Source organism: Blattabacterium cuenoti (assembly GCF_014251595.1).
GTDB lineage: Bacteria > Bacteroidota > Bacteroidia > Flavobacteriales > Blattabacteriaceae > Blattabacterium > Blattabacterium cuenoti_Q.
Genome location: NZ_CP059192.1, coordinates 185,725 through 200,261 on the forward strand (window position 1 = coordinate 185,725; position 14,537 = coordinate 200,261).

Here is a 14,537-nt window from a genome sequence, read left to right on the forward strand (position 1 = left end):
ATTATATTTTACTTTTTACTTTTTTTTTAAATCCTAATTCTTCTCCTTTTTTTAACATAAGTAAATAAGCAGAATGAAAATCATTAGATATTTTTCCTTCCAAAATATAATCTTTAACAAAATTTTTTATGATTCCTATTTCCTTACATGGATTAATATGAAAGGCTTTCATTATATCATCTCCTGATATAGGCGATTTCCAATTTTGAATCCTATCTTTTTCTTCCAATTTTCTAATTCTTTCCATAAGAAGATAAATATTTTTTTTATACTGATTTTTTTTTTCTATATTGTTAGTAGTAATATCAGCTATACATAATTTGATTAAATCTTCCAAATCATTTCCTACATCAAATAATAATCTACGTATGGCAGAATCACTGGCATTATTTCCTATTAATGCAATAGGCCTGGAACTATGTTGAATCATTTTTTGAACATACTTCATAGAAGTACCTTTTGTAAGCTTTAACCGTTGAAATATACTTGTAACCATTTTAGATCCTACAAGTTCATGAGCATGAAAAGACCATCCTATTCTTGGTAAAAATTTTTTTGTACAAGTTTTTCCAATATCGTGGAGTAATGCAACCCATCTTAACCAAATAGAGCTATTTTTTTCCTGACTAATATTATCGACGACTTGCAAAGTATGATAAAAATTATCTTTGTGTTTATATCCGTTTTTTTCTTCTATTCCTTTTAAAGAAACTAATTCCGGTAATATAATTGATAACAATCCAGATTTGTATAATAAAAACAATCCTCTAGAAGGCTTGTTTGATAGCAAAATTTGGTTGAATTCCTCTACAATTCTTTCTGTAGAAACAATATTTATTCTATTTTTATTTTTTTGAATTGATTGAAATGAATATTTTTCAATATCAAACTGTAATTGAGTCGCAAATCGTATGGCTCGCATCATTCGTAATGGATCATCAGAATAAGTCTTATTTGCATCTAATGGAGTTTTTAATATTTTTTTTTTCAAATCCGATAAACCTCCAAATGGATCGATTAATTCTCCATAATCTTGATGGTTTAAACTAATAGCTAAAGTGTTAATTGTAAAATCTCTTCTGTTTTGATCATCTTGTAATGATCCTAATTCAATAATTGGTTTTCTACTAAAAAAATGATAAGATTCTTTTCTAGATCCCACAAATTCGATTTTTTGATTATCATATTCTAACATAGCTGTTCCAAAACGTTTAAATATTATTATTTTAGGATAGGGAATAAGATTTTTAGAAACCTCTTTAGCCAATATGATTCCTTCTCCTATAGTTAGGATATCTAAATCTTTTGATCTAGTTTTTCCTAGTAAAAAATCACGAACATAACCTCCTATAACATAACTATTTTGTTTTATTTTTTGAGCAGAAATACTTATAATGTGAAATATTTTTTTGTGAACAGCAGATGATAAATTCATGTCAGTCTACATACGTAATATTTTTACCTGATTATATTCTATTTTGATAATAGAAGAATTACTATATTTTGCTTTTTCTTCTCTACGAAAGTTTACAATATAATCTGTTTTTCTTAAAATACAAGGACTAATTTCTGAAAAAGATTTAGGAGTGATACATCCTGATAAATTAGCAGAAGTAGAAACAATAGGTCTATTTAAATTTCGTATTAAATAAACACAAAATGGATCATATGTTAAACGAACAGCTAAAGTATTATCTTTTCTGAAAAAATTAGATGCTATTTTTTTTGCATTTTCATATACGATAGTAATCGGTTTCTCTTCTTTGAGAAAATTATCAACAATTTTTTTTTTGGTAAAAGTAGAAATTTTTCCTACTAATTGATGTAAACGATCCATGTTTTCTACCAAAACAATCATAGATTGATGAATATTTCTGTTTTTAATTTCACATATCTTTTTTATAGCTTGCATATTATATGCATCACATCCTAATCCCCATACTGTATCTGTAGGATACAATAAACTCTTTCCTCTTTTTAATATGTTTACGCTTTTTTCTAATTCTATGTAAAAAGACATTTAAACTGACAAATTATGAGTTCTCAATGCATCATTTAAAGAAACTTTTTTATTTGTACTTTCTTTTCTTTTTCCTATAATCATAGCGCATGGAACATGATATATTCCTGAAGTAAATTTTTTGGGATAAGATCCAGGTATGACTACAGAATATTTTGGAATTACTTTTTTTGTTTCAATAGGTTTTTCATGAGTCACATCAAAAATCTTAGTTGAGGCAGTGATAACAACATTGGATCCTAAAACAGCTCCTTCTTTGATCAAAATCCCTTCCACTAAAATGCATCTAGATCCAATAAAAACATCATTTTCAACAATAACGGGAAAACCTTGTAAAGGTTCTAAAACTCCTCCTATGCCAACACCTCCACTTATATGGACACGACTACCAATTTGAGCACAACTCCCCACTGTAGCCCATGTATCGATCATGGTTTCTTTTCCTATATATGCCCCTATATTTACATAAGAAGGCATAAGAACAACTCCTGGTGATATATAGGATCCATAACGTGCTATAGCATGAGGAACAACGCGTATTCCTTTCTCTTTAAATTTATTCTTGATAGGAATTTTATCATAAAACTCTAATGGACCTAATTCTATCGTATTCATTTTTTGAATAGAAAAATACATTATAATGGCTTTTTTAATCCATTCGTTAACTACCCATCTTTTATTTAAATAATCCGATACTCTGATTGTCCCTATTTCTAGATAATCAATAACTTTAAGAACGACTTTTTTTATATTTTTATCAGTGACCCATACGTTTTTATTATTCCAAGCTTTTTCTATTTCTAATTTTAGTTGATTCACCTTTTATTTATATTGCTCATATGAATAAACAAAAGTAGAAAAAATAAAATAAGATAACAAGTGTATCATAAACAATGTCAAAAATATTAGGAATAGATTATGGCAAAACAATTACCGGATTATCTATATCAGATGAAAAAAAAATATTTGCTTTTGGACTAGGAGCTGTTCCAACTAAGAACTTAATGAAGTTTTTCAAAAATTTTTTTCTTCATGAAGAAATAGAAAAAATTGTTGTAGGATTACCAATTAAATTGAATAATCAAAAAGAGATTTTAATTGAAATAGAGATTCAAAAATTTATCAGAAAATTTCATATAAAATATCCTAAAATCATTGTAGAAAGATTAGATGAACGTTTTACATCTAAAATAGCCTTTGATACTATGATAAAATTAGGTTTAAAACAAAAAAAAAGAAGAAAAAAAGTAATTTTAAATCAAATTAGTGCTACTATAATCTTACAATCTTATATAACGAAAAAAGAAAAAAAAAATTAATTTATGGTATTACCTATAGTTTTTTATGGAAATCCTATTTTGAGAAAAAAATGTTTGAACATAGATTTTTCTTCTTTTGAAAATAGAAAAAAAATTAATCATTTGATTCAAAATATGTTTGAAACCATACACAAAGTAAAAGGAATCGGATTGGCTGCTCCCCAAATTGGACAAAATATTCGACTCTTTATAGTTGAGACTCCTTCTTTTTCTTTAAATGGAGAAAATATTACAAACTATAAAGAGGTTTTTATTAATGCTAAAATATTAAAAATTCATGGAAAAGAATGTGAATTTAATGAAGGATGTCTTAGTTTTCCTGGAATTATGGGGTATATTAAAAGAAAATCTAATGTTAAAATTGAATATTATGATCAAAATTGGAAAAAACAAAAAAAAACATTAACAGGGATATGTGCAAGAGTTATTTTACATGAATATGATCATATTGAAGGAAAACTTTTTATAGATTATTTTTCTTCCAAAAAAAAGGAAATAATAGAAAAAAAATTGATGAATTTATACCATAAAAAAATTCATATTTATTCGCAATAAATATCATCTACGATTTTTTTAAAAAGATGAGGATCATTCATGGATATATATGAAAGAATTTTTCTATTGATTTTAATTTTTTTTTCGTATAATTTGTTCATAAATTCAGAATAGGATTTTCCATACTGACGTACTCCTGCATTTATACGTTGAATCCAAAGAGATCTAAAGTTTCTTTTTTTTCTTTTTCTTCCTGAAAAAGCATAAACAAAAGATTTTTCCACAGCATTTTTAGCGACTGTATAAACTTTGCTCCTGGCACCATAAAATCCTTTCGCTAATTTCAATATTTTTTTACGTTTTCGTCTAGATAAAACTGCATTTGTGGATCTAGGCATAATTTTAAATTTGTATATTAATATTTTTTTGATCTGATTTTTTCAATAAAACGAACACAGAAAGGTTTCGCTTCCTTTTTTTAGATTTATTAGTTAATAAATGATTTTTAAATGCATGTTTTCTTTTGATATATCCATTAGCCGTTTTTTTAAATCTTTTTTTCGATCCTGATTTTGTTTTTAATTTAGGCATAACAAAACAATATAATGTTAAAATTTTTTTGGAGCTAATATCATATACATTCTTTTTCCTTCCATCACCGGCATTTGCTCTACTTTCCCATATTCCTCAATTTCTTCTGCAAATTTTAATAATTTTATTTTACCTTGATCTTTGTATACGATAGATCGTCCTTTAAAAAAAACAAATACTTTGACTTTATCTCCACGCATTAAAAATTTCTCTGCACTTTTAATCTTAACTTTTCCATCATGTTCACCAATTTGAGGACCAAATCTAATCTCTTTCGTATTGACTTTAATTTGTTTTGCTTTAAATTGTTTTTTTCTTTTTTTTTGTTCATAAAGAAATTTTTTATAATCTAATATTTTACATACTGGAGGATTTAATTTTGGATTGATTTCAACTAAATCTAATTCTTTTTCTCTAGAAAATTTAAGGGCTTCTTGTGTAGAGTAAATCCCATTTTCTATGGAATTATCCCCGACTAGACGAACTTTTGGAACATCAATACTTCCATTGATACGATGTTCTTCTTTTTTTTGTGGTAATGGTCGGTATATTCTATTTTTTTTATTACCTCTTGAAAACTTCTTTTTTATAATAATTTTATTGTTTTAATTTTTTAATTTTTAAATTGGTTTCATTTAAAATAGATTCGATGCCACTAGAAATAGAAAATACTCCTATATGTCCTATACCATGACGTCGTAATGATATCATTTCATTTTCTTCCTCTTTTTTTCCCAAAATAATCATATAAGGAATCTTATTTTCTTCAGAATCTCTAATTTTTTTATTGATTTTTTCGTTCCTGTTATCAATAAATACACGAATATTATATTTCAACATTAAATTTAAAATTTTTTTCGCATAAACTATATACTTTTCACTTATAGGAAGGATTACGGCTTGATTTGGAACCAACCACAATGGAAGATTTCCTCCTGTATGTTCTATCATAATAGCGATAATACGTTCTAATGAACCAAAAGGAGCTCTATGTATCATGACGGGACGACATTTTTCATTATTTTTTCCTTTATAATATAAGTCAAATCTTTCAGGCAAATTATAATCTATTTGAATTGTTCCAAGTTGCCAATTTCTTCCTAAAGAATCTTTAATGATAAAATCTAATTTGGGTCCATAAAAAGCCGCATCTCCATAATTAATAGATGCCTCTATATTCTCTTCTTTTACTACTTTTAAAATAACTTTTTCAGCTTTTTCCCAATTTTTATCCGATCCTATGTAATTATCCATTTTTTTAGGATTTCTAAGAGAAACACGAACTGTATATGTTAAAAAACCTAAAGAACGAAAAACATAAAAAACTAAATGAATTACTTTTTTAAATTCTTCCAACAATTGATCATGGGTACAAAAAATATGAGCATCATCTTGAGTAAAACATCTAGCTCTAGTTAAACCGTGAAGTTCTCCGCTTTGTTCATAACGATATACCGTTCCAAACTCAGAAAAACGTTTAGGAAGATCACGATATGACCATTCTTGAGAACGAAAAATTTCACAATGATGAGGACAATTCATAGGTTTTAAAAGAAAAACCTCTTTTTTTTCTTTATTAGGAGTTTGAATGGGGTTAAAATGATCTTTTCCATATTTACTCCAATGTCCACTTTTAACATATAATTTTTTATGACCAATATGCGGTGTTACAACCATTTCATATCCTGATTTTTTTTGAACGTCAGTTAAAAATTCTTCTAAATTTTTTCTAAAAACTGTTCCTCTAGGAAGCCATAAAGGCAATCCAGATCCCACTCGATCAGAAAAAACAAAAAACTTTAGTTTTCTTCCTATTTTTCTATGGTCTTTATTAGAATCTTCTTTTAAAAGAGGAACAAACTTATCTTTATTCATAAAAATAAGTTACAAGTTTTTTTATTTTATGATGATAAAAATAAATACAATGTAGAGGCCATAATACAACCTACTATAGGACCCAAGACAGGAATCAAAGCGTAATCCCAGTCACTTTTACCTTTTCCCGGAATAGGAATAATAGAATATATGATTCTGGGACCTAAGTCACGAGCAGGATTTAGAGCTGCTCCTGTAGACCCTCCTAAGGATAAAACAATTCCTAATACGACCAAAGCGGAAGGAAGTGCTCCCAGGGATCCTAACCCTACAGGATATTTTCCTTCTTTGAAAAAAAGTGTTCCTTCTGTAGATAGATATAAAGAAATAAATATAAAAATAAAAGTAGCTAACACTTCACTTAAAAAATTAGAAAATAAATTTTTTATAGAAGGAATAGTTACAAAAACAGATAATTTTTCTTTTTTATCTTGATTTTCAAAAAAATAATCTTTGTATAAAAACCAGACGAACAAAGATCCTAACATCGCTCCAATGAATTGAGAAAAAATATAAAAGGGGACTTGGTCCCAACTTAATTTTCCAATGATAGCAAAACTGATTGTTACACATGGATTTAAATGAGCTCCACTATAAGGAGCAGAAACGGCTATTCCCATAAAAACAGCTAATGCCCATCCTATGGTAATGGTTAACCATTCTACATTTTTACTATGTCCTTTAGTTTTGTCCAAGACAACATTTGCTACCACTCCATTTCCTAAAAATACTAGAATCATTGTTCCTATGATTTCTGCATATATTTTTGTCATTTTATTTTATTTTATTTGATCGGACCAAGAACGAGTTGTTTTGATTGCTCTTTTCCATCCTTGGATCCTTTCTAATCTATTAGACATTTTTTTTGGGTTAAAAACCTGTTCTAATTGCCATTTATCTTGAATTTCTTCAAGACTATCCCAATAATTTACAGCTAATCCCGCTAAATAAGCGGCCCCAGCTGCTGTAAGCTCAGATATTTTAGATTTAACAACTTTTACGTTTAAAATATCAGATTGAAATTGCATTAATAATTTATTAACTGTAGCCCCCCCATCCACACGAAGTTCTTTAATCAAAATTCCAGAATCTGCTTCCATAGCTTTTAATACATCCATATTTTGAAACGCAATGCTTTCTAATGCTGCTCGAACAAGATGAGCAGAAGAAGTTCCTCTTGTTATCCCTACGATAGTTCCTCTTGCTTTTTGATCCCAATAAGGAGCACCTAATCCGGAAAAAGCTGGAACCAAATATAAACCTTCTGTATTATCGACGGAAGTTGCTAATATTTCAGCTTCATTTGAAGATAAAAGGAGACCCAATCCATCTCTAAGCCATTGAACTACTGCTCCTGCAATAAAAACACTCCCTTCCAATGCATATTGAACTTTATTTTTTATTCTCCAAGCCACAGTCGTAATTAAATTATTTTGAGAAAAAACTGGTTTATCTCCTACATTCATTAACATAAAACAACCTGTTCCATAAGTATTTTTTACCATTCCGACTTTAGTACACATTTGACCAAAAAGAGCAGCTTGCTGATCTCCAGCAATACCAGATATTGGTATTTTATGTGATAAAATATGCCCTGTTGTATAACCAAAAATTTCACTAGATGATTTTACTTCTGGAAGCATACTAATTGGTATGTCAAATAAATCTATTAGTTCTTGATCCCAACTAAGTGTATGAATATTAAATAACATAGTACGAGAAGCATTAGTGACATCTGTGACATGAATTTCTTTACCGGTTAAATTCCATATTAACCATGAATCTATAGTTCCAAATGCCAAATATCCTAAATTTGCTTTTTTTTTAGCTCCAGGAATATTTTCTAATATCCATCTAATTTTCGTAGCAGAAAAATAAGGATCTATAATTAAACCTGTTTTTTTTCGAATCATTTCGGTTAACCCTTCTTTTTTAATTTGATCACAATATTTAAATGTACGCCTATCTTGCCATACTATTGCATTAAAAATAGGTTCTCCCGTTTTTTTATCCCATACAACAGTGGTTTCTCTTTGATTGGTGATTCCGATGGATACAATATTTTCTCCTTCTAAATTCGCTTTCAAAATAGCTTCTAAAGCAACTGAAGCCTGCGTTGACCATATTTCTTCTGCATTGTGTTCTACCCATCCAGGATGAGGATAAATTTGAGTAAATTCTCTTTGAGCTACAGAAATAATATTCCCAATTTTATCAAAAATAATAGCTCTAGAACTTGTAGTTCCCTGATCTAATGATAGCACATATTTTTTCATAAACATATAATAACTTTTACACTATCAGATTTCTGGATAATAGTATTGCATAGCTAGCTTTTTAAAAGCATCTATTTGTGATTTTTCCCATTTTTCATCTTTAGAAAGTTCTTTAGCCATTAATGCAGCTACTCTAGGTGCTATATCTATAGCTTTTTTGGCATTTAAAAATAATAAACGGAACCTTCTTGCCAAAACATCTTCAATTGTTCGAGCCATTTCATTACGAACCATCCAAACTACTTCTGCTTCGGTATAAGAAGAAGAATTTTTTGAAATTAAAGATCCCCCTAATAATGGATTTTCCTCAATCAATTTTTTAATATGAGATTCATCTTCTCCATATTTATTCCAGTAAAGATTCTGACTTTTATATGATAAATAAGATCCATAAATTTTAAGATTCTTTGTGATAGAAGGTTTTTTATTTAATTTTCCTATTTCAATTGCTTTATTTACAGTATCTTCTGCCATTTTTCTATATGTGGTCCATTTCCCCCCTATAATACTGATTAATCCAGAAGAACTAATCATAAGTTTATGAGATCTAGAAATATCTTTAGTTTTTGCAAAAGAAGAACAGGAATTGTTAGGAACAAAAAGAGGACGCAAACCAGAAAATGCACTTAATATATCACTTTTTTTTGTATGAATTATAAAATATTTATTAAAAGTTTGTAATATAAAATCGATTTCTTCTTCTAAAGGTTTTGGTTCAAGAACACTTTTTTCTAAAAAAGTATCAGTAGTTCCTACTAAAACATGATCATACCATGGAACACAAAACAAAACTCTTCCATCCGAAGTTTTTGGAATAACTATAGCATTTGAACTACTAAAAAAAGATTTATCTAACACAACATGTGTTCCTTGACTCGGTTTTATAAAAATCGGACAGGTAGATTCATCCATTCGTGAAATAGAATCCGAAAAAACTCCGGTTGCATTGATTACTATTTTTGAGTAAATGGAATATTTTTTTTGAGTTTCAAGATCGTAGGCGATAACTCCAGAAATTTTATTTCCAACTTTTTTGATCAAATTTTTAACTTGAAAATAATTCAATAATATTCCACCTTTTTGAACACAAGTTTGTGCTAAATTTATAGCTAAACGTGCATCATCAAATTGTCCATCATAATATAAAATCCCCCCTTTTAACTCTTGATTTTTTATTTCTGGAAAATCTTGGACTATTTCATATTTAGATAAAAATTGGGATTTTCCAAAACTTAACGATCCAGATAACCATTCGTATAATTTTAATCCCGTCCAGTACATGATTCCCATTTTCCAATCAAAAATGGGAATAATAAATTTTTTCTTTTTTACTAAATGAGGAGCGTTTTTAAATAAAAAGCCTCTTTCTTGTAATGCTTCATAAACTAATTTTATATTTCCTTGAGCTAAATATCGTATTCCTCCATGAACTAATTTTGTACTACGACTGGAAGTGGCTTTAGAAAAATCAGATTGCTCTAATAAAAGAGTTTTATATCCTCTAGAAGAAGAATCTAAAGCTATTCCTAGGCCAGTAGCTCCTCCTCCAATAATGATAATATCCCAAATATTTACATTTTCTAAAATCTTCACAAACCTATTTCTATTTAAAAAACCTTTCATCATTTTTCACTCATATCAAATTTAGAATGGAATATCCTAACTTTATTGGGATTTTTAAAGTATTAAATGAACAAAATTAAAAATATTTTCAATAAAAGAAAATTATAATTTATAATTATATATTATTTTCTTTTTTAATCATTTGATATATAAAATCTTTTATAATTTTTTTTCCTGAATAATCATGAATTTTTTTCATGATTTTATTCATATCATAAAATTGTTTCAAAAAAAGATCTATATGACTCAATATAACTCCAGACCCTTTAGAGATTCGTTTTTTTCTTTTGATATCAATTAAAATTTTAGGATGACTTCTTTCATAAGGAGTCATAGAATAAATAATCGATTCTATTTTTTTGATAGAATCTTTTTGATTTCCAGAAAAAGAAAAAAACTTATCAATACCAGGAATCATTGAAATGATATTTTTTATATTTCCTATTTTTTTGATTTGTTGAATTTGCTCTAATAAATCATTAAAATCAAAACGATTTTTTGAAATTTTTTGATAAATTTTTTTAGTTCTTTTTTCATCAAATTGTTCTTGTACTTTTTCAACTAAAGAAACAATATCTCCCATCCCCAATATTCTATTCGCTATCCTATCTGGATGAAAAATTTCTAAATCCTCTATTTTTTCTCCATTAGTAATAAATTTTATAGGTTTTTTCACGACACTAGACATTGTTATAGCAACCCCTCCTCTACTATCTCCATCTAATTTGGTTATTACAATTCCATTAAAATTCAACTCTTTTGAAAAATATTGAGCCGTATTTATAGCGTCTTGTCCTGTCATAGCATCAACAATAAATAAAACTTCATCTGGTTTAGAATATTCATTTATTTTTTTGATTTCTTCCATCATAATCTTATCTATTGATAATCTACCCGCTGTATCAATAATAATTACATTTTTCTTTTTTTTAGAAGCATAAAGAATAGATTGAGATACAATTTCTATAACATCTTTACTTTCTTTTAAAGAAAAAACAGGAATATTGACTTGATCCGAAATTAATTTCAATTGATCTATAGCTGCAGGACGATGAATATCGGCCGCAACTAACAAAGGATTTTGATTTTTTTTTCTTAAAAAAAAAGCAAGTTTAGAGGAAAAAGAAGTTTTTCCGCTTCCCTGTAATCCACAAATTAAAATAATACTCGGATTTTTAGAAATATTTATTTCTATATTTTTTCCTCCCATAAGACAAACTAATTCGTCATATACTATTTTTGTTATTAATTGTCTTGGATTTAATGAGGTTATAACTTTTTGTCCGATAGATTTTTTTTGAATTTTTTGAATAAAACTTCTAACTATTTTATAATTCACATCTGCGTCAATAAGTGCTCGTCCAATTTCTTTTAAAGAAGATGCTATATTAATTTCTGTAATTGCACTATTACCCTTTAAAATATGAAGAGCTTTAGATAATTTATTTTGTAAATGTTCAAACATAAGTATATATTTTTTTTACATACGATCAAGCATTTTTATGCCCAATAAATTCATACCAGATTTTATAACATTTCCTGTTATATGAACAATATTCATGCAAATATTACTATGAATTATATTTAAAGGATCTATTAATTTTTTATTTTGATAAAGATGATTAAAAGTTTTAGATACTTCATAAATATAATTAGCAATTAAAGAAGGATTTAAATAAATGACCGATTGTTTTAATATTAATGGATATTTTTGAAGAATTTTGATCATATTTTTTTCGTGTATATCAAATTTTATATTTGACCAAAAATAATTTAATAACGAACATAACTTGAAGAAATTTTGCTCCAAAGAACGAATTCTAGAATAAGTATATTGAATATATGTTCCTGTTTTTCCTTTAAAATCTATCGATTTTTCAGGATTAAAAATTATTTTCTTTTTTGGATCTATTTTAAGAAAATAATATTTTAAAGCTCCTAATCCTATAATTTCAGCAGACTGTTCTTGTTCTTCTTTAAATTTTCTAAAAAAATTCTTTTTTGCAATAGAATACATTTTTAAAATGAGACTATCTGCGTCAACAACATTTCCTTCTCTAGATTTCATCCTACCACTAGGTAAATATACCATTTCATAAGATAAATGAGATAATTTGTTGATCCATTCATACCCCAAACGTTTCAATATCTTAAAAAGAACTTGAAAATGATAATCTTGTTCTTTCCCTACTATATATATAATTTGATCAAGATTATATTTTTTAAAACGTTCTACTGCTGTTCCAATATCTTGAGTCATATATACGGAAGTTTGATCAGATCTTAACAAAAGTTTATGATCGAAACCTTCTTTTATTAAATCTATCCAAATAGATCCATCTTCTTTTTGAAAAAAAATTCCTTTTCTAAGACCTTTTTTTACTATTCTTTTTCCAATTTCATAAATATCGCTTTCATATTCTATTTTATCAAAAGTGATTCCCAACTTTTGATAAGTTTCTTCAAAGCCATTATAAACCCATTGATTCATTTTTTTCCAAATATTTCGAATTATAGGATCTCCTAATTCCCATTTTTTTAATAATTCTCTAGTTTGACTTATAATGGTTTGATTATCTATTTCCTTTTTTTTTTCAGATGATTCTTTAATTTCTTTACGATAAATTTTATCAAATAAACTATAATATTTTCCTACAAAATGATCTCCTTTAATTTTAACACTATCTGGAGTTTCTCCTTTTCCAAATTTTTTCCAAGCCATCATTGATTTACATATATGTATACCTCTATCATTAATAATTTGAATTCTTATTATTTCATGACCAACCATTTTTAATATTTCTGCTATAGATGCTCCAATTAGGCTATTTCTAACATGTCCTAAATGAAGAGGTTTATTTGTATTAGGAGAAGAATATTCTATCATGATTTTTTTAGAAGGATATTTTAAATCATAAAAATTCATATTTAACATTTTTTTCAGAAGATAAACATAATAATCATCCTTGAAAATAAAATTTAAAAAACCTTCAATAAGATCAAATCGAATTAGCCCTTTTAATTGATTTTGTACATAATTTCCAATGTCTTTTCCTATTTTTTCTATAGGCTTGTTTAACTTTTTGGATAAAGGAAACAAAATTAAAGTAATATCTCCTGAATATTCTTTCTTAGTATATTGAAAATTCAATTCAGGACAGTGTTCTATTTGATATAAAATAAATATAGATTTTTCGACTGTTTTTTCTATAGATAAAAAATTATCATTCATAGATAACATAAAATGATTATTTATAATGATATTTTTTTAATCGAATTCTCCATCCAAAAGGATCTTCTGATAGATTATGTTGTATATCCAACAACCTTTTTTTTAAATAAAGAGATATTCTTTTTTCTTCTGATAAATTTGGCAAATCATAATCATTTTCTTGAAAACTAATTGTTTCAAAATAATTTACAACAGCTGCTGTTCCACAGCCAAAAGCTTCTTTCAATTCTCCACTTTTCAATCCTTCTATAATTTCTGAAACACTTAAATTTCGTTCTTCTACAGGAAACCCTTCTTTCTCCGCCAAAGAGATAATACTTTTACAGGTAATTCCAGATAATATATTATCATTGGCTTTTGGAGTTACAAGTTTATTTTTTAAATAAAAAAAAACATTCATAGTTCCGGATTCTTCTATCATTGTATGAGTAGAAGAATCTGTCCACAATATTTGATCATATCCTTTTTCGTTAGCTAACCGAGTTGGATAAAAAGAAGAAGCATAATTACCAGCAGCTTTAGTAAAACCAACCCCTCCTGATGCAGAACGGCTATATTTTTCTTCTATTTTAATTTTCAAGGGATGTTTATAATAAGTATCTGCAGGAGTAGATATTATCATAAACATATAATCTTCAGAAGGTTTAGCGGATAAAACACCATTAGTTGCAATTAGAAAAGGACGAATATATAAAGATTGTCCATAATGTTTTGGAATCCAATTCCTATCTATATCTATTAATTTTTTTAATCCATTCATAAAAATATTTTCTGGTATAGCAGGCATCTCCAAACGAAAAGCGGATTTATTCATTCTTTTAAAATTTTCTTCTGGACGAAACAAAAAAACTTCTTCATTTCTATCCTTATAAGCTTTCATTCCTTCAAAAACAGCTTGTCCATAATGAAAAACAAGAGATATAGGAGAAAACATGATATTTCCAAAAGGCTTAATAATAGAATGAATCCATTTACCATTCTTAAATTCAGAACAAAACATATGATCTGAATATTGATTTCCAAAAATAATATTGTTAAAATCCATTTTTTGAATCCTAGAATGTAAGGTTTTTTCTATTTTCATAAAATTAAAAGATATTTGTAAA

Annotated in this window: 15 protein-coding genes; 2 read left to right on the forward strand and 13 right to left on the reverse strand. The window is 27.2% G+C overall.

The features are described from left to right. Position 1: 1 nt before the first annotated feature. Genes H0H66_RS00850 through H0H66_RS00860 form a run of 3 tightly spaced genes read right to left on the reverse strand, consistent with a single transcriptional unit; the run spans position 2 to position 2,839 of the window. On the reverse strand, positions 2–1,435 hold the full coding sequence (locus H0H66_RS00850) for a CCA tRNA nucleotidyltransferase (RefSeq protein WP_185858103.1): 1,434 nt from the start codon (positions 1,433–1,435) through the stop codon (positions 2–4). Between the two features lie 6 nt (positions 1,436–1,441). Next, positions 1,442–2,020 (reverse strand): L-threonylcarbamoyladenylate synthase, encoded by a 579-nt coding sequence (locus tag H0H66_RS00855; protein ID WP_185858104.1) that lies wholly within the window; start codon positions 2,018–2,020, stop codon positions 1,442–1,444. Continuing rightward, positions 2,021–2,839 carry a 2,3,4,5-tetrahydropyridine-2,6-dicarboxylate N-succinyltransferase gene (locus H0H66_RS00860; protein WP_185858105.1) on the reverse strand — a complete coding sequence of 273 codons (819 nt, stop codon included), beginning with the start codon at positions 2,837–2,839 and terminating at the stop codon, positions 2,021–2,023. A 74-nt stretch (positions 2,840–2,913) separates the two neighbouring features. Here H0H66_RS00860 and ruvX point away from each other — a divergent pair, with 74 nt between their 5' ends. Next, positions 2,914–3,339 carry a Holliday junction resolvase RuvX gene (ruvX, locus tag H0H66_RS00865; protein ID WP_185858106.1) on the forward strand — a complete coding sequence of 142 codons (426 nt, stop codon included), beginning with the start codon at positions 2,914–2,916 and terminating at the stop codon, positions 3,337–3,339. Between the two features lie 3 nt (positions 3,340–3,342). Next, complete coding sequence (gene def, locus H0H66_RS00870) at positions 3,343–3,894, forward strand: peptide deformylase (RefSeq protein WP_185858107.1); 552 nt, start codon at positions 3,343–3,345, stop codon at positions 3,892–3,894. Here def and rplT read toward each other — a convergent pair. The 10 genes from rplT to H0H66_RS00920 all read right to left on the reverse strand — a co-directional run bounded on the left by rplT (position 3,882) and on the right by H0H66_RS00920 (position 14,515). Continuing rightward, positions 3,882–4,232: a 50S ribosomal protein L20 gene (gene rplT, locus H0H66_RS00875; RefSeq protein ID WP_185858108.1), complete on the reverse strand. Its 351-nt coding sequence runs from the start codon at positions 4,230–4,232 to the stop codon at positions 3,882–3,884. The two genes, def and rplT, sit on opposite strands and share 13 nt — an antisense overlap. Positions 4,233–4,236: 4 nt before the next feature. Next, positions 4,237–4,425, reverse strand: coding sequence for a 50S ribosomal protein L35 (rpmI, locus tag H0H66_RS00880; RefSeq protein ID WP_185858109.1), 189 nt, complete (start codon positions 4,423–4,425; stop codon positions 4,237–4,239). A gap of 17 nt (positions 4,426–4,442) precedes the next feature. Then, positions 4,443–4,976 (reverse strand): translation initiation factor IF-3, encoded by a 534-nt coding sequence (gene infC, locus H0H66_RS00885; RefSeq protein ID WP_238785067.1) that lies wholly within the window; start codon positions 4,974–4,976, stop codon positions 4,443–4,445. 46 nt (positions 4,977–5,022) lie between these two features. Then, positions 5,023–6,300, reverse strand: coding sequence for a threonine--tRNA ligase (gene thrS, locus H0H66_RS00890; protein ID WP_185858110.1), 1,278 nt, complete (start codon positions 6,298–6,300; stop codon positions 5,023–5,025). A gap of 26 nt (positions 6,301–6,326) precedes the next feature. Further along, positions 6,327–7,073: an MIP/aquaporin family protein gene (locus H0H66_RS00895; protein ID WP_185858111.1), complete on the reverse strand. Its 747-nt coding sequence runs from the start codon at positions 7,071–7,073 to the stop codon at positions 6,327–6,329. Positions 7,074–7,079: 6 nt separating this feature from the next. Beyond that, positions 7,080–8,582, reverse strand: a complete 1,503-nt coding sequence (gene glpK, locus H0H66_RS00900; protein WP_185858112.1) for a glycerol kinase GlpK — start codon at positions 8,580–8,582, stop codon at positions 7,080–7,082. Between the two features lie 18 nt (positions 8,583–8,600). Next, positions 8,601–10,202, reverse strand: a complete 1,602-nt coding sequence (locus tag H0H66_RS00905) for a glycerol-3-phosphate dehydrogenase/oxidase (RefSeq protein ID WP_185858113.1) — start codon at positions 10,200–10,202, stop codon at positions 8,601–8,603. A 112-nt stretch (positions 10,203–10,314) separates the two neighbouring features. Continuing rightward, complete coding sequence (ffh, locus tag H0H66_RS00910) at positions 10,315–11,664, reverse strand: signal recognition particle protein (protein WP_185858114.1); 1,350 nt, start codon at positions 11,662–11,664, stop codon at positions 10,315–10,317. A 15-nt stretch (positions 11,665–11,679) separates the two neighbouring features. Next, positions 11,680–13,431, reverse strand: coding sequence for an arginine--tRNA ligase (gene argS, locus H0H66_RS00915; RefSeq protein ID WP_185858232.1), 1,752 nt, complete (start codon positions 13,429–13,431; stop codon positions 11,680–11,682). A gap of 16 nt (positions 13,432–13,447) precedes the next feature. Next, complete coding sequence (locus H0H66_RS00920; protein ID WP_185858115.1) at positions 13,448–14,515, reverse strand: branched-chain amino acid aminotransferase; 1,068 nt, start codon at positions 14,513–14,515, stop codon at positions 13,448–13,450. Between the last annotated feature and the right edge of the window lie 22 nt (positions 14,516–14,537).

Excerpts from the sequence above, each read along its gene's own strand:
- H0H66_RS00850 (WP_185858103.1), bottom strand. The coding sequence starts at position 1,435 with ATGAATTTATCATCTGCTGTTCACAAAAAAATATTTCACATTATAAGT.
- H0H66_RS00855 (WP_185858104.1), bottom strand. The coding sequence starts at position 2,020 with ATGTCTTTTTACATAGAATTAGAAAAAAGCGTAAACATATTAAAAAGA.
- ruvX (WP_185858106.1), top strand. The coding sequence starts at position 2,914 with ATGTCAAAAATATTAGGAATAGATTATGGCAAAACAATTACCGGATTA.
- def (WP_185858107.1), top strand. The coding sequence starts at position 3,343 with ATGGTATTACCTATAGTTTTTTATGGAAATCCTATTTTGAGAAAAAAA.
- rplT (WP_185858108.1), bottom strand. The coding sequence starts at position 4,232 with ATGCCTAGATCCACAAATGCAGTTTTATCTAGACGAAAACGTAAAAAA.
- rpmI (WP_185858109.1), bottom strand. The coding sequence starts at position 4,425 with ATGCCTAAATTAAAAACAAAATCAGGATCGAAAAAAAGATTTAAAAAA.
- thrS (WP_185858110.1), bottom strand. The coding sequence starts at position 6,300 with ATGAATAAAGATAAGTTTGTTCCTCTTTTAAAAGAAGATTCTAATAAA.
- H0H66_RS00895 (WP_185858111.1), bottom strand. The coding sequence starts at position 7,073 with ATGACAAAAATATATGCAGAAATCATAGGAACAATGATTCTAGTATTT.
- glpK (WP_185858112.1), bottom strand. The coding sequence starts at position 8,582 with ATGTTTATGAAAAAATATGTGCTATCATTAGATCAGGGAACTACAAGT.
- H0H66_RS00905 (WP_185858113.1), bottom strand. The coding sequence starts at position 10,202 with ATGATGAAAGGTTTTTTAAATAGAAATAGGTTTGTGAAGATTTTAGAA.
- ffh (WP_185858114.1), bottom strand. The coding sequence starts at position 11,664 with ATGTTTGAACATTTACAAAATAAATTATCTAAAGCTCTTCATATTTTA.
- argS (WP_185858232.1), bottom strand. The coding sequence starts at position 13,431 with ATGAATGATAATTTTTTATCTATAGAAAAAACAGTCGAAAAATCTATA.
- H0H66_RS00920 (WP_185858115.1), bottom strand. The coding sequence starts at position 14,515 with ATGAAAATAGAAAAAACCTTACATTCTAGGATTCAAAAAATGGATTTT.